Source organism: Mucilaginibacter sp. RCC_168 (assembly GCF_041355315.1).
Lineage (GTDB): Bacteria > Bacteroidota > Bacteroidia > Sphingobacteriales > Sphingobacteriaceae > Mucilaginibacter.
Window position 1 is genome coordinate 15,459 of record NZ_JBFUPN010000023.1, and the last position, 22,732, is coordinate 38,190.

At 43.1% G+C, this 22,732-nt stretch carries 19 protein-coding genes; 8 read left to right on the plus strand and 11 right to left on the minus strand.

What is annotated here, in order from left to right:
* Positions 1-62: 62 nt before the first annotated feature.
* From AB6735_RS20915 to AB6735_RS20925, 3 genes are all read right to left on the minus strand, one after another.
* Positions 63-548: a hypothetical protein gene (locus tag AB6735_RS20915; protein WP_370998005.1), complete on the minus strand. Its 486-nt coding sequence runs from the start codon at positions 546-548 to the stop codon at positions 63-65.
* 158 nt (positions 549-706) lie between these two features.
* Entirely contained in the window at positions 707-1,294 is a 588-nt protein-coding gene (locus tag AB6735_RS20920; RefSeq protein WP_370998006.1) for a non-canonical purine NTP diphosphatase, read from the minus strand.
* A 75-nt stretch (positions 1,295-1,369) separates the two neighbouring features.
* Positions 1,370-1,993: a hypothetical protein gene (locus tag AB6735_RS20925; RefSeq protein ID WP_370998007.1), complete on the minus strand. Its 624-nt coding sequence runs from the start codon at positions 1,991-1,993 to the stop codon at positions 1,370-1,372.
* A gap of 181 nt (positions 1,994-2,174) precedes the next feature.
* Here AB6735_RS20925 and AB6735_RS20930 point away from each other — a divergent pair, with 181 nt between their 5' ends.
* On the plus strand, positions 2,175-3,644 hold the full coding sequence (locus AB6735_RS20930) for a peptidylprolyl isomerase (RefSeq protein ID WP_370998008.1): 1,470 nt from the start codon (positions 2,175-2,177) through the stop codon (positions 3,642-3,644).
* Between the two features lie 10 nt (positions 3,645-3,654).
* Complete coding sequence (locus AB6735_RS20935; protein WP_370998009.1) at positions 3,655-4,617, plus strand: AAA family ATPase; 963 nt, start codon at positions 3,655-3,657, stop codon at positions 4,615-4,617.
* Between the two features lie 548 nt (positions 4,618-5,165).
* Here AB6735_RS20935 and AB6735_RS20940 read toward each other — a convergent pair.
* On the minus strand, positions 5,166-6,029 hold the full coding sequence (locus AB6735_RS20940; protein ID WP_370998010.1) for a hypothetical protein: 864 nt from the start codon (positions 6,027-6,029) through the stop codon (positions 5,166-5,168).
* A 290-nt stretch (positions 6,030-6,319) separates the two neighbouring features.
* Between AB6735_RS20940 and AB6735_RS20945 the strand changes: the two genes are divergently transcribed.
* Positions 6,320-6,994, plus strand: a complete 675-nt coding sequence (locus tag AB6735_RS20945) for a hypothetical protein (RefSeq protein ID WP_370998011.1) — start codon at positions 6,320-6,322, stop codon at positions 6,992-6,994.
* 1 nt (position 6,995) lies between these two features.
* Here the strand turns inward: AB6735_RS20945 and cysS are convergent, their stop codons facing one another.
* From cysS to mutL, 5 genes are all read right to left on the minus strand, one after another.
* The gene (gene cysS, locus AB6735_RS20950) at positions 6,996-8,459 is read right to left on the minus strand and encodes a cysteine--tRNA ligase (RefSeq protein WP_370998012.1); all 1,464 of its coding nucleotides are present in this window, start codon (positions 8,457-8,459) and stop codon (positions 6,996-6,998) included.
* 134 nt (positions 8,460-8,593) lie between these two features.
* A complete protein-coding gene (locus tag AB6735_RS20955) occupies positions 8,594-9,706 on the minus strand; it encodes an endonuclease/exonuclease/phosphatase family protein (protein ID WP_370998013.1) in 1,113 nt (370 codons plus the stop codon).
* The gene (locus AB6735_RS20960) at positions 9,696-10,574 is read right to left on the minus strand and encodes a rhomboid family intramembrane serine protease (RefSeq protein ID WP_370998014.1); all 879 of its coding nucleotides are present in this window, start codon (positions 10,572-10,574) and stop codon (positions 9,696-9,698) included. The genes AB6735_RS20955 and AB6735_RS20960 overlap by 11 nt, the downstream gene beginning before the upstream one ends.
* A 35-nt stretch (positions 10,575-10,609) precedes the next feature.
* The gene (locus tag AB6735_RS20965) at positions 10,610-11,326 is read right to left on the minus strand and encodes a rhomboid family intramembrane serine protease (protein ID WP_370998015.1); all 717 of its coding nucleotides are present in this window, start codon (positions 11,324-11,326) and stop codon (positions 10,610-10,612) included.
* 24 nt (positions 11,327-11,350) lie between these two features.
* Positions 11,351-13,207 (minus strand): DNA mismatch repair endonuclease MutL, encoded by a 1,857-nt coding sequence (gene mutL / locus AB6735_RS20970; RefSeq protein ID WP_370998017.1) that lies wholly within the window; start codon positions 13,205-13,207, stop codon positions 11,351-11,353.
* 237 nt (positions 13,208-13,444) lie between these two features.
* Between mutL and AB6735_RS20975 the strand changes: the two genes are divergently transcribed.
* The 4 genes from AB6735_RS20975 to AB6735_RS20990 all read left to right on the plus strand — a co-directional run bounded on the left by AB6735_RS20975 (position 13,445) and on the right by AB6735_RS20990 (position 18,015).
* Positions 13,445-15,076, plus strand: a complete 1,632-nt coding sequence (locus AB6735_RS20975; RefSeq protein WP_370998018.1) for an amidohydrolase — start codon at positions 13,445-13,447, stop codon at positions 15,074-15,076.
* Complete coding sequence (locus AB6735_RS20980) at positions 15,063-16,886, plus strand: serine hydrolase domain-containing protein (protein WP_370998019.1); 1,824 nt, start codon at positions 15,063-15,065, stop codon at positions 16,884-16,886. The genes AB6735_RS20975 and AB6735_RS20980 overlap by 14 nt, the downstream gene beginning before the upstream one ends.
* 55 nt (positions 16,887-16,941) lie before the next feature.
* The gene (locus tag AB6735_RS20985) at positions 16,942-17,355 is read left to right on the plus strand and encodes a hypothetical protein (protein WP_370998020.1); all 414 of its coding nucleotides are present in this window, start codon (positions 16,942-16,944) and stop codon (positions 17,353-17,355) included.
* Between the two features lie 144 nt (positions 17,356-17,499).
* Complete coding sequence (locus AB6735_RS20990; protein WP_370998021.1) at positions 17,500-18,015, plus strand: OmpH family outer membrane protein; 516 nt, start codon at positions 17,500-17,502, stop codon at positions 18,013-18,015.
* 161 nt (positions 18,016-18,176) lie between these two features.
* On the opposite strand, the gene AB6735_RS20995 is transcribed toward AB6735_RS20990, so the two are convergent.
* A complete protein-coding gene (locus tag AB6735_RS20995) occupies positions 18,177-20,156 on the minus strand; it encodes a thiamine pyrophosphate-dependent enzyme (RefSeq protein ID WP_370998022.1) in 1,980 nt (659 codons plus the stop codon).
* A gap of 59 nt (positions 20,157-20,215) precedes the next feature.
* Between AB6735_RS20995 and AB6735_RS21000 the strand changes: the two genes are divergently transcribed.
* Positions 20,216-21,067 (plus strand): DUF4198 domain-containing protein, encoded by an 852-nt coding sequence (locus AB6735_RS21000; RefSeq protein WP_370998023.1) that lies wholly within the window; start codon positions 20,216-20,218, stop codon positions 21,065-21,067.
* A gap of 119 nt (positions 21,068-21,186) precedes the next feature.
* On the opposite strand, the gene AB6735_RS21005 is transcribed toward AB6735_RS21000, so the two are convergent.
* Complete coding sequence (locus AB6735_RS21005) at positions 21,187-22,230, minus strand: hypothetical protein (protein WP_370998024.1); 1,044 nt, start codon at positions 22,228-22,230, stop codon at positions 21,187-21,189.
* Positions 22,231-22,732: the final 502 nt, after the last annotated feature.

Consider the following 22,732-nt stretch of genomic DNA (forward strand, 5'->3'; position numbering starts at 1 on the left):
TAAAAAGCTTAAAGCTATAAAGGAAGTCCTTTTAAGCTTTAAGCTTTTAGCCATAAGCTTAATTAATTGCTTTTTGTAAACGAGTAAATGATATACCCGGTACCTCCTGTACCAATGGCCACCGGTGATTTCAGGGTCATGGTTGAACCATCATTGCTGGCTATATCTAAACGATAACCTTCGGCTACGTTTTTAGCCTTATCGCCCTGGTACAGTTTTTTAAATTGGAATTGTGTGCCTGTAGTACCTCCGTTATAAACCGACCAGAAGATAGTTTGTGAAGTACCGTTCGATAAAGTATACACACCATTGCCGCTATTGGTTAGTTTCCAGGTACTGCCTGCAAATGCTTCGGGAGGTGCCTGGTCAAATACATTTTGAACAGCATTTTGAACCAGGCCATCATAACTTACGTTGTTTAACGTCCAGGTACCCACAAATTTGCCGCGTGATACGTTACTAGAGACTGTGCTTTTTTGTCCGGAGCAAGCCGATAAAACAAGAATAACGGATAAGATTGCGATTGAGGTTTGAAATATCTTTTTCATGATTTGGGTTATTTATGGCATAAGAGCATAAATCCTGCCAAACATAGTTAAACTCAACAGTTTTTTAGCTTAAGCTTTTTCTGCATTTCGCTTAATCGCTTATTAATGGACTCTGCTATTATGATTAAGGCTATTAACAAATCGATGATCGTTTTTTCTTAAAGTCCGGCCGCCGTACTTAAAAAATGAATAAGCTTATCCATGGCTTTGGCACGGTGACTTATTCTGTTCTTTTCTTCCAGGCTGATTTCGGCAAATGTAACCCGATAGCCATCGGGTTCAAATATGGGGTTGTAGCCAAATGGATCATTGCCACTGGGTTCGGTGCGAATGCGGCCTTCAACAGTCCCATCAAAAAAATGTTCCTCTCCGTTCCATATCAATGATATCACGGTACGGAAACGTGCTTTGCGATTGGTTTCGCCCGCTAAATTTTGCAATACCTTATTAATGTTCGCCATTTGGTTGCCATGCTCGCCGGCATATCGTGCGGAGTAAACACCCGGCTCGCCGTTTAAGGCGTCTATTTCCAGGCCGCTATCATCGCCAAAGCAGTTCAGTTTATATTTCTGGTAAATATAGCGGCTTTTTATGGATGCGTTTTCGCGGAAGGTGGTGCCGGTTTCTTCAATATCATCGGTACAGCCGATATCATCCAGGCTCAATAGCTCAAACCGGCCTTCTATTTTGGCCGATACTTCTTCCAGTTTATGGCGATTATTGGTTGCAAAAACTAATTGCTGCATTTTTTTGATTAATGGATAAATGGATCAAAGATTTTTGGACAAAAGACTAAGGACTAAATACTTCGGACTATAGACTTATAAAGCCTTCATTAATTCCCAGAAAATTTTCTTATTGTCAACACTATCCATCATCTCATCAAAGCCGAAACTGTATAGTGCCGTACGCGTGCCTGATGTTTTTGGTGTGTTGAGCGCAAGCGGAGTCATACCTTGCGGAATGGCTGCCTTACCTAATAACAAGAGTTTTACAGGCTTAAAAAAAGCGGCCAGCTGAGCAATTGTTATGTTACGATGTTGAGCCATGTTAAGTATAACCACATCATCAAGCTCCAGCGCCTTGCGCTTCAGTATATTTTGCAGTGCAGCCAAATGGGTTTCGGCAATAAACTCCTGATCGGGATAATGAACCAGGATCAAAAAGTTTTTTAAATTTTTACCCAGATAATTAAAAGCAGGCTCCGGCGTTTTAACCTCAGGCTTAGCTTCTTGAGGTATTTTATCTATGGCGGGGGTTTTTATTTCGGTTTGAGATTCCTGAATAGCTGGAGAACTAACTTGCGCTCTTATTTCAGACTCGGATATTTCTTCAACTATAGGTGGAAGTATTTCTCTTTTTTCGTAGAAGGCTTTGTCTGTATTTAACAGGTAAAGTTCATCCTGTAATATAAAGCGCAGGGCAACCGGGTTTTCAACTTTCACTTTAACAAATTTTAACCAAAAGTAGTTAAACGGTTTCAAGCTTTATAGCCATATTAGCACAATTATAGGCAGTTATATATAATTGCCGTTTTTTGTTCGGCTATAATTAATAAATTTTACCGAAATTCGAAGTTTTTAACGGATTATTGATCCGTATTATATTAGAGTATAAGTGCATTACATGAGAAAGTTAGGGATATTCATTTTAAGTTTTGTTTTGATCATATCAGTTGCCCGGGCGCAAACCAAAGTTGATTCCACGGCAAAAGCAGTTAAGGTTGATTCAGCTGCAAAAACAACGGCTAAGGCCGATTCAACAGTGGTGCCATCGGGTCCGAAGCGTACTTTAGATAAAATTGCAGCCATTGTAGGCAACAGCCCCATATTACAATCAGATATTGAAACACAGTATGCCAGGTTCCTGTTTGAAGGAAACCAGCCAGACGCAAGCGTAAAATGCCGTGTCCTGCAATCTTTATTAACACAAAAACTATTGGCACAACAAGCCGCTATTGATAGTATTGAAGTAAAAGAGGACGAGGTTGATAACAACGTTGACCGTCGCATGCGCGAAATGACTCAAAGAGCCGGTGGACAGGAGAAACTGGAAGCATTCCTGGGGAAATCTGTTATTCAGTATAAAGACGAGATCCGTCCGGACCTGAAAGAGCAGATGGTTGCGCAGAAAATGCAGCAACATATTACTGAAAAACTAAATGTTACCCCACAGGATGTTAAAAGCTATTATGACAAGATCCCGAAGGATAGTTTACCTTCCTTTAATAAAGAAGTAGAAGTTGGCGAGATTGTATTTCAGCCGAAATTAAATAAGGAAGAAAAAGAGCTATACAAGGAAAAAGCCGAAGAACTGCGCCAACGTATAAAAAAAGGCGAAGATTTTGGAACGCTTGCCCGTTTATACTCCCAAGACCCTGGCTCGGCGCCAGATGGCGGTGATCTGGGCTTTGCCGATCGTACCACCTTTGTAAAAGAATTTACAGCGAATGCCTTCAGGCTTAAAGCGGGTGAAATATCACCGGTGTTTGAAACCGATTTCGGCTTTCACTTTTTACAGGTGATAGAGCGCAGAGGCGAACAGGTGCATGTTCGGCACATATTAATAGCACCGGTAATTACCCAGGCCAGTTTAGAAAGGGCGAAAGTAAAAGCCGATAGTATCTATACGCTGATGATGACCAATAAAAAGATCGACTTTTCGAGCGCGGCCGCTTATTACTCTGATAACAAGGATACCAAATTCAATGGCGGCATGATGCTGAATGCCGAAAACGTACAAAACCGTACAACCTTTATTCCTACCGATAAACTTGATCCTAAAGTTGCCCTTACGGTTGATACCATGAAAGTTGGCAGCATATCAAAACCCGATGTGTTTACCGGCCCCGATGGTAAAAAAACATATAAAATATTATACCTTAAGTCGGCAACAAATGCACATAAGGCCAACCTGGAGCAGGATTTTCCTAAACTAAAGGATATGGCTTATGAAGATAAAACCAATCGTGCGGTAACCCAGTGGTTTGAAAAACGCAGAAAAGAAACTTTTATTAGGATTGACCACGAATATCAATCCTGTGATATATTGAAAAAATGGATCACCGCTCCGGCAATCACCGCGCAAGCTAAATAAAACAAACTATATGCAACACCGATCTGACGTGGAAGCTGCCGATGCTTTAAGGCAGGCATATCAGCAAATACGCTCCGAAATTGGCAAGGTTATTATCGGGCAGGATGAAGTGGTGAAATTTGTACTGGTATCCATCTTCAGCAACGGTCATTGTTTGCTGGTTGGTGTGCCGGGCCTTGCCAAAACCCTGCTGGTACAAACTATTGCCCAGGTGCTTGATCTTGATTTCAAACGCATACAATTTACGCCCGATCTGATGCCCTCAGACATTATTGGGTCTGAAATACTGGGCGAAGACCGTAACTTTAAGTTTATCCCTGGCCCGGTTTTCTCCAACATTATCCTGGCCGACGAGATTAACCGTACGCCGCCTAAAACACAGGCTGCCCTATTAGAAGCCATGCAGGAAAAAGCGGTTACGGCTGCCGGTATTACCCATAAACTTTCGCAGCCGTTTTTTGTACTGGCTACGCAAAACCCGATTGAACAGGAGGGCACTTATCCCTTGCCAGAGGCGCAGCTTGACCGCTTTATGTTTAGCGTAGCGCTAAACTATCCTTCTTTTCAGGAAGAGCTACAGGTGGTTAAAAATACAACCAGCTCTACCCAAACCGGGGTTAATAAAATATTAAATGCCGCACAGATCATTTATTTTCAACAACTGGTACGCAATATACCGGTTACAGATCATGTGTTGGAGTATGCCGTTAAGCTGGTGTCCAAAACCCGGCCCAATGGTGAGTTTGCAACGCCACAGATCAATCGTTTGCTAAGCTGGGGCGCCGGACCAAGGGCATCGCAATTTCTCATCCTGGGTGCTAAATGCCACGCCGTGATCAATGGTAAGTATTCGCCCGATATTGAAGATGTACAGGCGATTGCTAAGCCTATTTTAAGCCACCGTATAGTACGCAGTTACCATGCCGAGGCCGAAGGGTTGTCGGCTGCCGATATTATTCAGCAGTTGTTTTAATCCTCTCTGCTTGTTACCCTGAGTTATAAAGTCCGCTGGATTCTGAAGGTGAAATGACGTATCTGGCGCTGGCGCCAGACTTACCTCCTATAGCGCAAGTCTTGTGTGTGGGCCCGCGGGGTGATGACTTGTGCTTATACCATTGAAGTCACAAGTCAGCCTTTGCCCGCAAATTCGCTACACAAGACTTGCTCCAAAAAGGGGAACGTAGTGAAGAAGGATCTATTGATGAACTTTGCTCGTTACAGAATGGATTTTTCACTTTGTTCAAGAGATAGTTCTTCCCCCTATAGCGCAAGTCTTGTGTGTGGGGCCACGGGGTGATGACTTGTGCTTATACCATTGAAGTTACAAGTCAGCCTTTGCCCGCAAATTCGCTACACAAGACTTGCGCCAAAAATGGAGGGTCATCCTAAGCGGAGCGAAGGATCTATTCATAAATACATATCGCTTAATAAATGCTTCACTACGTTCAGCATGACAAATATTATAAAACAAAAAGGCGCAATTCTTAGAACCGCGCCTTTTTGTTTTATGAGTAAAAACTCTTATTCGTTTTCAATTGCTGAGAATACTTCCAACAGGATATCCCATTTTTTAGTTTTATCCAGTTCCCAGATCCGCACATAGTTGTAATTACTTACCACATTACCTTTTGTTATACGGGCATGGCCATAAGTATAAGCCAAATCATTACTGGCAGAACGGCCACCGTCTGTAGTTTCGGCGGTAATACTGATGGCCTGGTTATTAATAAATTTCATAATCACATCCGGACCTGTCATCGGGTCGAAACCTGGGAAATAATAACGGGCCTCGGGGCTTAAAAACTCCTTATAGCTGGCCAGGGCAGATATAGTTAAGGAGTGATTAAATATCTTGTCGGTATTTACAATGATGCTTTTTGCGGTAAACGGATCTTTGCTTGGCGCTGTACGGGCGGCAGTAGGCTCTTTAAAATCGGGTACTTCTTCCTGTTCAGGCTCCGGGTGCTGTATACCCAGGTCTATCAGCAGCTTTAGTTTACCTTCGGCATCAGAACGCCAAACGGAAACATAATCACCAAAAACTTTGTCGTCCTCGCTTTTACCATTGGTATAAATATAAGGCCCGGCAGTAAAAGCTAAATCACCATTTGCTGATATACGGCCAAATTTAGGGGTCCAGCTTAGCTTACCTGCCTGTTTATCAATATTTGAATAAAAGTCGGTTATTTTAACAGCGTTTGGTTTAAAAATAATGCCTTCAGGATCGGCAACAGACAAAAAGCCATCTTTTATGCCTTTGCGCTCTACTAATTTATTAAAAGCTTCTTCGGCACTAACTACTTTATTTACTTGTGCGGGAGCAGTTTGCGCAAAGGCAAATGCACTGTAACCAATAAATGTAGCAGCTAATAGTATTTTCTTCATGATCATATTAGATTTTGGGGCAATTTAACAATTAATTTTAAGTCGGGAATGTAATTTGAATTAAGGTGATAAGTAAATAACTCCGCAGCATCGTAGCTAAACAGGTTCATATCTGAAACGAAAGGGTTGATATTTAATTGTAACTGAGCGGAGCTAATCATGCAAAAACTGATACCTAAGGGCAAAATATTAAGTAAATGCCTTCAATTTAAAACTTATTAACCCCATAGCGCTGATTATGTTTTGATTAAAAAAAGCATTATGTGCATATTTATAAAAATTACGTTGCAATGAACAAATTTATCGCTTGTTTAATAGCTATGGTGTCGGCTTGTTTAGCAGCCCATGCTCAATATATACATGACCTGCAGGGTAAACCATATATGGAGCAATCCTATACTGAAGTTGAAGGCAATCCATTCCTGATCAATAGCTGGGCCGATGGAAATATTGACTTTGTAAATGGAAAAAAAGCAACCATCAGAGTGAAATATGACCTGGTGAAGGATGTGCTTTTATTTCAGCATAAAGGTGATTCGACTGCCATGTATTTTGTTGATCCGGTTAAAGGGTTTACACTAACCAATTCATTCATTAATGAAAGTAACATCCTCCCTTTGGTGTTTAACAGCGGTTACCCGGCTATTGATGTGCAAACAACGACCTCATTTTACCAGGTAATTGCTTCTGGCAAAATGCAGTTATTAAGGCACTATCGGAAAGCAATACGTACCGATCAGGCTTTTAATTCGGCAACAGTTACCAAAACATTTGCATTTACTGATCTTTATTATCTATATGCTGATAACAAGATCGTCCGTATAAAGCCAAGCCAAAAAAGTATCCTCGCCGCTATGGCCAATAAAAGCACAGAGATACAAGCTTATTTGAAAACTAATACCGTTGACTATAAAAATGATGCGGCCTTAGCTAAGTTGTTTAACTATTACAATTCGCTTTATTAGCTCAGGATTTGCTCCAGTGTGTACCGTCTTTACTGTCCTTGAGCTGAAAACCTATGCGGGCCAGGCCATCGCGTATTTTATCAGACATGGCATAATCTTTATTGATCTTAGCCTCGCCCCGGAGCTCAACTATCAGGTTTAGTACATTCGGCAGGTCATCATTGGCGGCTTGTTCATCCTTTAATCCCAATACATCTAGCACAAAAGTGTTCATTAAGGTTTTAAGCAGCTGCAAATTGGCTTCATCTATCTTCATCTTGCCATCATGAACCGAATTAATAATGCGTGATGCCTCAAACAGCTCGGCAATAAGCACAGGGCTGTTAAAATCATCGTTCATGGCCGCGTAGCAACGCTGTAACAGGGGTTCTATTTCAATTTCGGTGGTGCTGCTTGTCTTTAAGCCGTTAAGTAGTGCAAAGGCATTCATTAAGCGTTTGAAGCCTTTTTCAGACGCTTCCATAGCTTCGTTACCAAAATCAAGCGTACTGCGGTAGTGGGCTTGCAGCATAAAAAACCTCACGGTCATGGGGCTGTAGCCTTTATTCAGGATAGAATTATTACCGGTAAAAAGCTCATGCGGTAAAAAACTGTTGCCTAATGATTTTGACATTTTTTGCCCGTTCACCGTAAGCATATTGGTATGCACCCAATAATTGGCTGGGTTTACACCGCAGCAGGCCTCATGCTGGGCAATTTCATTAGTATGGTGGGTTGGCACCAGGTCAATACCGCCGCCGTGTATATCAAACTGGTTACCCAGGTATTTCTGGCTCATGGCCGAGCACTCCAGGTGCCAGCCCGGGAAACCAACGCTCCAGGGTGATGGCCACTTCATCAGGTGCTCCGGCTTGGCTTTTATCCACAGGGCAAAATCAAGCTTGCCATGTTTTTCGTCCTGACCGCCAAGGGTGCGGGTATTGTTTAACAGATCTTCAAGATTACGGCCGCTCAGTATGCCATAGTTTTTGCTTTTGTTGTATTTCTCCACATCAAAATACACCGTACCATCAACCTCATAGGCATATCCTTTTTCAAGTATCACCTTTACCATTTCTATCTGCTCAATAATATGGCCGGTAGCGGTTGGTTCAATGCTGGGTGGCAGCGTATTAAATATTTGCATAACATCATGAAAGCCAACGGTGTACTTTTGTACAATTTCCATGGGTTCCAGCTGTGCTATTTTTGCTTTTTTTGATATTTTGTCTTCTCCTTCATCGCCGGCATCGCCTTCCAGGTGACCGGCATCAGTCACATTACGAACGTAACGTACCTTATACCCGATTTGAGTAAGATATCTGAAAATAAGGTCGAAAGATATATAAGTACGACAGTTGCCCAGGTGCACATCACTGTAAACAGTAGGGCCACATACATACATGCCCACATGGGGCGGGTTAAGTGGCTTAAATTTTTCCTTTTTACGGGTTAAAGTATTGTAAACAAACAAATTTTGTTGCATGAGCGCAAACTTACGATTTTTTCAATTTCATGGTAACTTATAGAAGCAAGAGATTAGAGTCAAGAATCAAGAGGATGTAAAATAATCCTGGGATTTTCTTAAATCTTGATTCTTGACTCTAATCTCTTGCTTCTTTACTTGAGTACTACATCGCTGCGCAGGGGGTAGTGATCAGATAGTTTTTTCTCAATGATCTTGTAAGTGGCTACGTCGAACTGCGGGCTGGCCATAATATAATCGATCTGGTAGTTCGGAAAATCGCCATTATAGGTGCGACCGAACCCTGATCCTTTCTGTCGGAACGCGTTTTTTAGTCCCTTAGCCATCTGATTAACCGCAAACGAAGTTGGTGTATCATTAAAATCGCCCGAAATAAGATAAGGGTACGGGCATTTGGCGGCATGTTCTTTGACCTTAAAAACCTGCTCGCTTCTTTTTCCAAAAGCAATTTTCAGCTTGCCTCCCAAACGTTTGGTTGATTGCATATCCGTTTTTCCTTTTTTGGATACACTGTCCAGGTATTTATAGTCCTCGGGATCAAAGCGGATGGACTGCAGATGAATGCTATAAAAGCGAAAGATCTGCTTCCCTTTTTTTACATCAACAAATAAGCACTGGTTCTCGGAGTGGGTGTCTGTAAGTCGGATCAATCCTTTGTTCACTATCGGGAACCTTGAGAAAATAGCCATACCAATAGCCTCGGTACTATTAAAGTTAAAAGGTTCGAAATAAAAATTGCTGGCCCCTATGATCCTGATCAGTGAATCGCGCATCTCAAACTGGCCCTTGTTTTTAGTATAAAACTCCTGAAATCCAATAATATCGGGCTGCTGCTGACTAATAAGTGTCAGAATTTGATGCTTGGTTGATATATCGTTGGAAGCCCCGTATCGTTTAAAGTTATGCACGTTATAGGTCATTACCCTAATGGCATTTTCCGCGGCGGGCTTTGCAGTCTCCTCAGCGCTTAATCTGAAACCAATATTGTTGAACAAAACATTGTAGCCCAATAGAATAGTAATAAAAGACAACAGGAACTGCCAGCGACGACGTAACAGCCAGTATGCAAGCATAATCAGGTTAAAGATAAGTAGTACAGGGTAGGCCAGGCCAAAAAAAGCGAAAATCCAAACCTTTCTGGGGTCAACATGAGGCGCCAAATAACTCATCAGTAAAGCAACACATAACAATAGGTTTATCCATAAAAGTATTTTACCTATAAAGCTTTGTTTGCGTTTAACTTTCATTATTGCTTGCGCGAAATAAAATTTCTTTTTCCTGCTTGGTCAGGCTGTCATAACCCGATTGTGATATTTTATCTAAGATACGGTCAATTTCATCCTGACGGGGATACTCAGGGCTGTTTTTATTGAAGTTTTTAGCTGCTACTTTCAGTTTGGGCCTGGCTTTAAATAGATTGCCGATACTGCCTATCCAATCATGCCCCTTTTGTAATTGTTTAATATAAACAAAGCCCAGCAGGGCGCCGCCCAGGTGGGCTATTTCGCCGCCCGCGTTAGGGCCAACAACACCCAAAAAATCAATCACCAGGATAACAAATACCAGCCACTTTAACTTTACCGGGCCAAACAGGATTAATGATATAGTGTAGTTGGGCAACAGCGTGGCGGTAGCCACTACAATAGCCATAACGCTGGCAGAGGCCCCCACAATTAAAGCAGAGTCGGCAGCGTGCAGGCTGGTAAACGCTGGTAATAGATTATAAGCCAGCAGATAGAATAATGCACCCGCAAGGCCCCCCATAATATACAGGCCGATGGTGCGCTTATTGCCCAGGTACTCTTCAAATATCTGCCCCATCCAGTAAAGCCAAAGCATGTTAAACAAGATGTGCAAAACGCCATCATGCATGAACATGTAGGTAATGGGTGTCCAGAAGTGGGCAAGCAATTTGGGAAAAGAGGCCGGCATACGCAGGTATTCGATCGCGAATATTAATATTCTACTATTACCAAAACCCGTAAAAAGTAGTTGTTCCAGGATAGCCGAAACATTGATGAGTAAAAAAACGGCTACGTTAATACCAATGAGCAGGTTGAGCTTATTGCCCGACCGCAGCATCTTGTACTGAATATTTTGCCAAAGGGTACTCATAAATTATACTTCCGTTTATTGGATAACTACCGATATTAATAAAAATTGTTTGGTCTTTGCAAACGCCATACTTTTACCATAATATAACCGATCAGTGCTCCGCCTAAATGCGCGAAATGTGCTACCGAATCGCCCGAATACTGTTTTACACCCAAAAATAGCTCTAATACCACATACACCGGTATAATGTATTTTGCTTTAATAGGTACCGGGATAAACATGATCATCAATTCCATATTGGGATAAAGCATGCCAAAGGCAATTAACAACCCAAATATGGCACCTGATGCGCCAACTATAGGAACATAATATATTTCGGCTAACTTTTGACCCTGGTCTCCATATGCTGCAAAAGATTCTGGCAGGCTGGGGTGACTTATGGTGAATGCGCCCGTTATTGCATGTACCTCATAAGCCTGAACCAGTGTTTGAAACACAATAGCTCCAATGCCGCAAATGAAATAAAAATTAAGAAATCTTTTTGAACCGATGGAATACTCCACAATAGGGCCAAAAGAAAATAGTGCAAACATGTTGAAGAAAATGTGTGCGAATCCTCCATGCATAAACATGTAGGTTATAACTTCCCATAATCTGAAATTTGGTGAGTTAAAGTAATACACCGGCAGATATTTAAACACATCGGGGATGAATTTTTCCAGTGTGAGAGAACCTATAAAAAATATGATATTAATAATGAGCAGGTTTTTTACAACCGGCGGTATATTGGCAAATGGTGATTGACTGTTCATAGTATAAATAAAAGCCGTGTCGGGCTATTTTTCAAATCGTTCTAAAAGCTCGGCCATGGTAAAGGTACTGATTACGGGCTTACCGTTCAATGCCTGGTTTGGTGTTTCGCAGGCAAAAAGCTGATCGATGAGCTGGTTCATCTCCTCCAATGATAATTTGGTGCCGGTTTTAATGGCCCCGTTGCGGGCTAATGACCGGGCCAGGTTATCTCGCTTGTCCAGTTTTAAAATGGCCATATTGTTTTTAAAGCCTTCCAGCAAATGCTCCAGCAACTCATGCTCACCCACATTGCTCAGCTCGGCGGGTATCCCTTCTACCACCACGGTATTTTTACCAAACTCACGGATGTCAAAGCCCAGTGAGCGGATATCAGGCAAAAGCTCTTTCAATAACTCAAAATCGGCACCGTTTAGTGTTACCGATTGGGGGAATAAGCTTTGCTGGCTCACGCCCGAGTGATTTTGCAGTTGCTGTAAAAAACGCTCGTACAAAATACGTTCATGCGCGGCCTGCTGTCCAATGAGCATAAAACCTGATTTAATTTGCGACAAGATAAAGCGGTTATGGATCTGGAACAAAGCCCGTTCGCTTGATTTAGCTACTTCCTGCTCATTAACCGCAATGCGCTCTTCCTGGTGCAGTTCATGCTGCAGGTTATCCTCTTTTTTGCTGATCTCGTACAAGGTATCCCAGTTTTTGGGGATAGGGTTGTTTCTAAAACCACCATCCTCCCTTAAAAAAGGATGTTCGCGTACCGGTTTTTTCTCAGAGGCAAAAGGGTTAAAATCGGGGTTGAAGGATATCGTCGGCGCCACTATCTCCTCAAATGGCTTGGGTGTTATCAGGTGTTCAATGCTATTTTCCTGGTCAAAATCAAGGCTTGGGGTAATGTTATACCGCCCTAATGAGCGCTTTACCGCCGAGCGGATAATGGCATAAATAGCCTTTTCGTCCTGGTACTTGATCTCGGTTTTGGTAGGGTGCACGTTGATATCTATATGTGATGGATCGATATCAATAAACAGCACATAAAAAGGGAAACTATCATCAGGCAGCAACTCTTCAAAAGCAGTAAGCACCGCGTGGTTCAAATAAGCATCGCGGATAAAGCGGTTGTTTACAAAAAAGAACTGCTCGCCCCGGGTTTTACGCGCAAACTCGGGTTTGCCTACAAAACCGCGCAGGTTAATAATAGTGGTATCTTCCTCCACAGGTACCAGGCGTTGGTTATAGTTATTGCCAAACAAGTGTACTATACGCTGCTTTAATGCGGCTCCCGGCAAGTGGTAAACCTCCTGCCCGTCATGGTGCAGGGTAAAAAATATTTGTGGATTAGCCAGTGCCACCCGTTGAAACTCGTCGATAATATGGCGCATCTCTACCGGGTTACTTTTTAAAAAGTTGCGGCGGGCGGGTGTATTATAAAAAAGATTTTTAACCGATATAGAGGTACCGGTATCTGCCTGGCAAGCCTCCTGGCTTACTACTTCGGAGCCTTCGATAAAAATGCAGGTACCCAGCTCGTCCTCATGGCGGCGGGTTTTCATTTCAACCTGGGCAATAGCGGCTATAGAGGCCATAGCCTCGCCCCGGAAACCCATGGTGCGTATAGCAAACAGATCGTCGGCCTTGCGTATTTTTGAGGTGGCATGGCGCTCAAAACACATGCGCGCGTCAGTAAGGCTCATGCCGCAGCCATCATCAATAACCTGTATCAATGATTTACCCGCGTCCTTTACAATGAGCTGAATTTTTCCGGCCCCGGCGTCAATAGCGTTCTCCACTAATTCCTTTACGGCAGATGCGGGGCGTTGCACCACTTCGCCAGCGGCAATCTGGTTGGCAACGGCATCCGGTAAAAGCTGTATGATATCTGACATCTAAAAAAAATCCCTCCAATTTCGAATTCGATGCTAAATTAAATATTTGAAGGCATAACTTTATGATTTGATAATTGTATATGAAAAGGATGACGGAATAAAGATTTTTGGATTAAGGACTTTTAGGATAAAGATGAAGGAATAAGGGGCAAAAATATGGCAATCTTGTTCTTTTCTCTAAAATCTTTGTTCCTTGCTCCAAAAATCCTTATTCTATCCTTTACAAAAATTTAGTTTATGAAGAAATTATGGCCAGCACTGCTCCTTTTCGCGGTAGCCTGCAAGCAAAAAGAGTACAATGCCGACCTTTTGGTTAAAAACGCCGTAGTTTATACGGTTGATAGTTCCTTTACCACTGCCAATACCATTGTGGTAAAAGGAGGAAAAATACTGGCGGTGGGTGATGCTGATACGCTGGAACAAAAATACCTGGCCAAAGAAGTGGTTGATGCGCAAGGTGCGCCTGTATATCCTGGTTTTATTGATGCACATGCACATTTTTATGACTACGGATTGGGTTTGCAGGAAGTTAACCTGACAGGTACACACAGCTGGAATGAAGTGATCGATTCGGTGCAGACCTATTCGGTTCGGAATACCGATGGCTGGATAACCGGACAAGGTTGGGATCAGAATGATTGGACTCTGAAACAATTCCCCAACAAAGCTAAGCTCGATTCGCTGTTCCCGGTAAGACCCGTGATACTGAGCCGCGTTGACGGGCATGCCGCCATAGCCAATCAGGCAGCGCTGAACATTGCCGGTGTTAAGCCTGGCCAAACCATTAACGGTGGTGAAATAGAAACTATTAATGGTAAACTTACTGGCATCCTGGTAGATAATGCCGTGGGGATAGTAACCCGAAAAATCCCTGAGCCAACCGGCCAGGTAACAGAGGACGCCCTGCTGGCAGCTCAAAAAAACTGTTTTGCCGTGGGATTAACTACCGTGGACGATTGCGGCCTACCTTATACCATGATAAATACCATTGCCGAACTGCAGCACAAAGGATCATTAAAAATGCGCATGTACGTTATGCTGGCCGATAGAGAAGAAAATTACGAATACCTGTTTAAGCGTGGTGCCTATAAAACGCCAGGTTTGAATGTAAGGGCCTTTAAGGTTTATGCTGATGGTGCATTGGGTTCAAGAGGGGCTTGTTTACTGCAACCCTACAATGATCAAAAAAACTGGAAGGGCTTTTTACTAAGCAGTCAAAAGCATTTTGAAGAGGTAGCCAAAAAAATTTATGACAAAGGCTTTCAGATGGCTACCCATGCCATTGGCGATTCGGCCAACCGGGTGATGCTGAAAATATACGCCTCTGTACTGAAAGGGAAGAACGACCGTCGCTGGCGTATTGAACACGCCCAGGTGCTCTCGCCCCAGGATATTAAACTATTTGGGGACAACAGCATCATCCCTTCGGTGCAGCCCACTCATGCTACATCCGATATGTACTGGGCGGGTAAAAGATTGGGAGAGGAGCGTTTAAAATCGGCTTATGTGTATAAACAATTATTAAAACAAAATGGTTGGATACCTTTGGGAACAGATTTTCCGGTAGAGAATATAAACCCCATGTATACGTTTTATGCAGCAGTGGAACGTAAAGACATGAAGGGTTTTCCTGAAAGGGGTTTTCAACCCGAGAATGCCCTAACCCGTACCGAGGCATTAAGGGGTATAACCATATGGGCTGCCAAAGCCAATTTTGAAGAGAAAGAAAAAGGCAGCCTGGAGCCTGGTAAATATGCCGATTTTGTGATACTGAATAAGGATATCATGAAAATAAAAGGCGCCGAATTGCCAAAAGTTAAAGTGACCAGTACTTATATAAACGGAGTTAAAGTATATGATAAAAAATAAATGGGGCTGTATCCCCTTTGTGTTGTTTGGGTTTACCTTATTAAATACGGCCTGCGCACAAATACCACCAATTATACCAACCGGGCAGGCATATATAAACGAAGAACGGCTGGTTGAACACTCCACTGTTTTATTTAACAACAGTAAATACCTGCTGCCGCTGAAAGACCTTGATCAGTTAAAAATAGCCAGCGTTCATTTCTCTAATCAGTACGCTGGTGTGTTTGATAGTTTGCTTAATAAATACAGCAAAGTGCAGGCGTTTGATGGTCGTACTTACAGCGGTGCAAAAACATTGGCCGATCTATCTGCCGATCTGAAATGGTATAACACCATCATCCTGCAGGTAACCGATGCTGATCTGAACAATCCGCAGGTTATTGATTTTATCAACAGTACCCAAAAACTCAAAAATGTGATCGTGGCGGCGTTTGGTGGCGGCGCTATTTTAAATAAGCTAAACACTGTTGCCGCACCCATTTTATGGAGCGAGCGCTTAACAGCTGTTGCCGCGTTATACAGCGCACAGGCCATTTTCGGAGGTTTACCTATAACGCAAAAGCTCACCCGTACCTATTCGCCGCAATTTGCAGCAGGCATGGGTTTTATTACCGATAAGATCAGGCTGCAATATACCGTTCCGGAAGATGCCGGTATTAACGCTAATAACTTAACTGGTATCGATGACATTGCCCGCGAAGCTATTGCCGAACATGCTACCCCAGGCTGTGTGGTGTTGGTGGCCAAGGATGGTAAGGTGATATTTAATAAGGCTTACGGCTATCATACCTACGACAAAACCATTCCCGATCAGATAACGGATATTTTTGACCTGGCATCCATGACCAAAATAACCGCTACCACTGTAGAGGCTATGAAACTCACAGATGAGGGTAAGCTAAACCTGGAGGCCACCCTGAGTGACTATCTGCCCCAAACTAAAAATAGTAATAAGAATAATATCCAGATAAAGGAGTTGCTGATGCACCAGGCAGGTCTGATACCGGATATAAAAGGCTTTGACATAGTGAAGCCGGCAGATCATAGTACCGATTCATCCGCGGCTTACCCAACCCGGGTATCGGATCATTATTTTTTGCGGAAAGATTATTATAAAGACGTGATGTTTCCGGAAATGCTGAGCTCGCCATTAAAAACACGCGGACAATACGTGTACAGCGATGTGAGTATGCTGTTTATGATGGAGGTGCTGGAAAATATTACATCGGTGCCCGAGAATGTGTATGTACAGCAGCAATTTTACAAACCGCTGGGGATGCAAACCGCAGGATTTTTACCGTTGTACCGTTTTAACCAAAACCAGATACCACCTACCGAGAACGACCAGGAATACCGCCAGAGCTTGCTGGATGGCTATGTGCACGACCCAACTGCGGCCCTCATGGGTGGGGTAGCTGGCCATGCCGGGCTTTTTGGCAGCGCCAATGATGTAGCTATTATGTACCAGATGCTGCTGAACCGGGGTACTTATGGCGGCACTCAGTATTTTAAACCCGAAGTAGTTGATCTGTTTACTTCCAAGCAATCGGCGGTGAGCCGCCGGGGGCTGGGTTTTGACCGCTGGGACCCTATAGCCGACAGGCATTACCCATCTAAACTGGCATCACCGCAAACCTACGGACATACCGGCTTTACAGGCACCTGTATCTGGGTCGATCCGAAATATAACCTCGTATACGTATTCCTAAGCAACCGGGTACATCCCAATGTAAGCAACAAACTGGGCAGCCTCAACATCAGACCAAGGATACAGGATGTGATTTATGAAGCGATCAATAAGGGGATGTAAATATACATAGATGCTTAGCAACAATACATTTGAACCAAAATAATAGAATGAATACATGCGATTTGTAAGTGAGCTTACCATCGACTGGTATGATAATATTTTAAAATCTTTTTGTACAAATGACGATAATGAGATTTTCTACTGTTGCATAGTAGCACTTGACCCGACAAACGATGAAAAAATATACCTGTGTACAGATATAAAATATCTGAAAGGATATAAAGAATTGATCGGAATTATTGAGACGGATTCTTTTAAAGAAAACTGGAACCGACTTTCTAAATTGCTAAAGCTTAATAGAGTTAATAAAACCTATCTTATCCGGACAAAGAACCTTCGGGGAGATCAAAATAAAATAATTCCCTATAAAGTTAATTACAGTTGCCCAAAAAAGATATTGTGGGGCGAAGAACTACCAGAAATATTAGATTTTGCCACTGGTATTGATAACTGGTGGGCGTTAATATAAACATAAGGATGCTAAGGAACGGGTGCGTATTCGATCTTCTTTATTATCGAATTCACTCACATAGATTCTATGTTTTAACTTTAAGTAAAACAATTTTCTAATCAATTCGTTTCAGTTTTCTCTAATAAATAAAAATTACTGAACATGAGAAAACTATTCAAAGTTACCCTGCTTGCTTTAAGCCTATTGTTTATTGGTCAATTTTCAAATGCGCAATCCAAGATCGGTTATGTTGATTTTCAGGCAATTGTTAGTCAGATGCCCGAGGCTAAAACTATTAAGCCCCAGATGGATGCCTATCAAAAGCAATTTGTTACCCAGTTAACCGCTATGAACAATGATTTGCAAACCAAGGGAAAAGCTTATCAGGATCAAAGCAAAACCATGAGCGACGCCGATAAGACAGCAAAGCAGACGGAACTGCAGGGGCTGCAAAAAAAGATGCAGGATTACCAGGCCAATGCACAGCAACAGGTAGAAGCTAAATCAAACGAATTGATAAAACCGATAACCGATAAGGCCCGCGCCGCGGTTAATGACGTAGCCAAAGAAAAAGGTATTACCTATGTATTTGATTCTTCACAAGGCTCAGCGTTGCTTGTTTCTAATGAAGGTTCCGATCTTACGGCTTCGGTTAAAACCAAATTGGGTATTAAATAAAATACCTACCAGTCAATTCGATACAAAAAACTATAAAAAGCGTCATTGCAATGACGTATTTTTTTAGCCATGAAGGCCTGTCACCCTGAGCCAGTCGAAGGGTCGTGCGCAGAGGCCTGCCCACTATGCTTTGACGAGCTCAGCATGACATCCGGTGTCGGCTAATAGCTCAGCAGCTTCTCCATCGTTTCATCCAGCCTTGCTTTTGCCAAAAACTGGTCTTCCAGGGCTTTGTTCATGGGGATGGCGGTGTCCAGGCTGCCGCAGCGCATTACGGGTGCGTCCAGGCATTTAAAACAATGCTCGGCTATGTGGGCGGCTATCTCGGCCCCGAAACCGCTGGTAAGGGTATCTTCATGTAATACCAGTGCCCGACCTGTTTTCTTTACGCTTTCTTCTACCGCTTCATGATCCCATGGCAGCAGGCTGCGCAGGTCAATAATTTCGAGGGATCGCTCAGGATGTTTTTCGGCATATTCCAAAGCCCAGTGTACACCCAGACCAAAGGTGATGATGCTGGCTTGTGTGCCTTGCTTTACCACATTGGCCTTGCCTATTTCTATCAGCACATCATTGTCGGGCACATCGCCACTGATGCTGCGGTACAGGTATTTGTGTTCAAAATAAATAATCGGGTTTGGGTCATCAATAGCGGCCAATAATAAACCCTTGGCATCTGCCGGGAAAGCGGGGTAAACTACTTTAAGTCCTGGAGTTTTAGTAAACCAGGCCTCGTTGCTTTGCGAATGGAATGGCCCTGCTCCTGTTCCGGCTCCTGTAGGCATCCGCACCACCACATCAACCGCCTGCGCCCAGCGATAGTGTGTTTTGGCCAGGTTGTTAATAATCTGGTTAAAGCCGCAGGTAACAAAATCAGCAAACTGCATTTCAACAATGGCCTTATAACCATTCAGTGCCAGACCCATGCCTGCACCTACGATGCCCGATTCGCAAATAGGCGTGTTGCGCACACGGGGCTTGCCAAATTCCTCCACGAAGCCCTGGGTTATTTTGAAGGCGCCGCCATACTCGGCAATATCCTGACCCATGATCACCAGGTTGGGGTGTTTGCGCATGGCCTGGCGCAGGCCATCGCTTATGGCATCAATATAGCGCTTATGTGTTACGGGAGTGGCTGCCGGTTGTGCTGCCGGGAACTGGTAAGGCTGGTACATGTCACGCACTTCGGTTGCTATATCCGGTACTATATCTGCCTCGTTATAAACCTTTTCAAATTCTGTTTCAATAAGCGTGGTGATCTCTTTTTTGAATACCGGGATCCATTCCGGGCGGATCACGCCTTCGTCCAGTAAATACTGCTCGAAATTAGCCACCGGGTCTTTACCGGCCCACCATTCAAACAAATTCTGCGGAACATATTTGGTTCCCGAAGCCTCCTCATGCCCGCGCATCCGGAAGGTCATACACTCCAGCAGTACCGGCCTTGGGTTTTCACGGATACTCTCGTTGATCTCCTTGATAGTATGATAAACCTCCAGGATGTTGTTGCCATCAATGCGGCGGCCTTCTATACCGTATCCTACAGCCTTATCAACCAATTTTAAACAATTGTATTGTTCGTTTACCGGGGTCGAAAGACCGTAGCCGTTGTTCTCGATTAAAAATACAACCGGCAGTTTCCAAACCGATGCGATGTTGAGGGCCTCATGAAAATCGCCTTCGCTGGTTGCGCCCTCGCCGGTAAATACCAGGGTTGACCTTTTCCGGTCTGCTAAAACATCGGCCAGGGCAATACCATCTGCCAGGGCCAGCTGCGGCCCCAGGTGCGATATCATCCCGATGATCTTATATTCCTGCGTGCCGAAATGGAAAGAGCGGTCGCGCCCCTTGGTAAAACCCGAAGGCTTGCCCTGCCATTGTGCCATCAGCCGGGAAAGCGGGATATCCCGGGTGGTAAAAACACCCAGATTGCGGTGCATGGGCAATATATACTCATCGTTTTGCATGGCCAGCGTACTGCCCACGGCAATAGCTTCCTGCCCTATTCCCGAAAACCATTTGCCAATGCGGCCCTGGCGTAAAAGGATCAGCATCTTCTCCTCAATGAGGCGAGGCAGCAACAGTTTTTTGTAAAAAAATGTTAAATTTTCGTTATTCAGGCTTTTGCGGTCAAAAATCATAGTGTAAAACTACTGAAGTTTTTAAAACTTTGTATGTTTGGTAATCCTATCTAATAACTATGAAACGAAACGGACTTTTACTCCTCGCGCTCTTGCTGATCATTGGGTTTGCCGCCAGCTCACAGGATTATTTTTTGCTGCCGGAATCCTTTAACATGAAAAAAGGCGACAAGCTCAGCCTGCACCTGTTAAGCGGTAATGATTTTCAAAAAGACGCCGAATACCGGTATAAAGATGCCAAGGTTTCTAAGTTTATGCTTTATGAAGGATCAAAAAAAACCGACCTGAGTCAGGCCCCAAAAGATACATCGGCAAATGTGTTGAATTACAGGTTGGAGAATAGCGGGTTAGCCCTCATTGAGATGGTGAAAAGCGAAAGCATTGAATCGGAAAGAAATAAATTCCTGAAATATCTGGATAACGAAGGTTTGGATAAAATAGCCGAGGATGCTAAGAACAGCAATCAACAATACTTTGTCGAAAAAACAAACCGGTATTTAAAAACGCTGATAGCGGTTGATAAACCCAACGGCAAAGATTTTGATAAACCGCTGGGCGAAACTTATGAAATAGTGATACAGCAAAATCCATATAAAGCCAGCTATGGCGATGATGTAACCGCCCAGATATTATTTAAAGGGAAACCATTAAAAGATGCGGTGGTAATTGTGTACACCCGTACTATAAATGGTAATGTATTCCCGCAAAAACTAAGCTCTGATGCCCAGGGACAAGTCTATTTTAAACTGAGCCGCGAAGGGGTATACATGATCAGCTCGGTACACGTAGTAAGATCGACCGATAAAAATGCCGATTTTGAAAGCTGGGGTGCCACATTCACCTTCGCCTTTAAAAATGCGGATAGTGCACCCAATACCTATAAAGAGTTTGGCTTTGGCGATAAGCATTGAAGTTAGATGTGCGGATTTCAGATGTGCAGATATGCAAATGTTTTTTTAAGAAGAATATTTAAATTATTTGTTAATCTGATATCCTTTATCTGCACATCTGAAATCCGCACATCTGCACATTAAAATTTCACATATCCAAACGTAGTCAACTGTTTGTTGCTTCTGTTAGCATCAGTAATAATCAGCGCGCCGTCACGGTAAAGTGCTATACCCTCCCAGTTATTTTTTGGTGCGGGGAATGCCGAGGTTACCTGTTTCCAATGTTTATCCTTCCGGTTTTTAAGCACTACGATACGACCATAGCTGGTGCTTTTCTTTTTCAGGTAATCCGGGTTTTGGGTGATGTTATCCTTCAGGTCGGGAATGGTTGTTTCTATATTTTCTTCCTGATTTTTAAGCTGGTCGTTATTCAGGTAAGCATCATAATCACCGTTCCAGAAGTAATTGATGCCATAGATATTATCCTTTTTGGTAGCGGTGATATCCGTTATCCTGAAATAAAGAAATGGTACTTTTATAGCTTGTGGCGCTCTCTGAAAAGAGGTATCAATTAAATAACCCTTACCGCCGCTGGTCATGCCGTTGTACTCGTAATAAGCCAGTAGTTTTTTCTCTTTAGGCAGCCAGGTAACGCTTTCAAAACCGGCGTTGTTGATACGCAAAGGTCTTTTAAGCGTTGCAAAATGCAGGGGATCAATAGTGATGGTGTTTTGCAGGGTGTCCAGGACTCCCCGGAGCAGAAAGCAATAGTCGTAAGTATCGTTGGTTTCGATAGACAGGTATGCTATATTATTGACAATGGTTATCGCCTCAAAACCTTCATAATAAGTTTTTACAGAGTCGGGCAATTTATCCAGGTTTTTAACACGGACGGGACGGTAAGCGGTTAACGCGGTGTCTTTACCGTCAATCACACGGCCAACGCTATCAGCCAGCAGGCTGTAAATAAAAAAATCACCATCGAGTTTGGTTTCCTTATGACTACCGTATTGCGGTTCAAGGTAAACCCTGCCGGCGTATAGGGTCATGCCCGAAAATTCTTCGTTCACACTGCTGATGTTCGGCGGAAGAGGGATGTTTTTGAATGCGGTTTGACTGTAAGCGATGCCTGAGAAAAATAGGGTGCCAAGAGACAGGATGAAGGATAAATATTTTTTATACATGGATATTCTTAAAATGGATTTTAAAGTTAGCCAAATCGTTCTGTTTTAAAAAACACAGCAAAACGGGTGCAATTCAAATTTCCGCGTGGTGTCGACTCACCCTGTCATCGCTGCGCTCGACATCCCTCTCTCCGCCTTCGGCGCAAAGAGGGTATATGGAAAATATAAAATCCGTCATTGCGGGGTTAAAAAAATGATGCTGGGGTGAATCGATTACGCGCAGCAATTTGATTTGCATTCAACTAAACAAGTCGATAGATGTCATTAAAGCTTCTTTTTATATAATAATGGCTTTAGGCTTTGAGCTTTAGGCTGACAAAAACTTATATATTTACCGCGAACGACAAAGATTTAACAATTTTTAACATTTAAGCGGGCATTTTTTTTGGCGAAAAAATGTTAGTGTGAGTAAGTTTGCCTACCGAACAAAAAAGAAGCATGGAAGAATTAAAAAGTAATACTGAAAACGTTTCATCAGGCACTGTACCTGGTAGCTTATCGT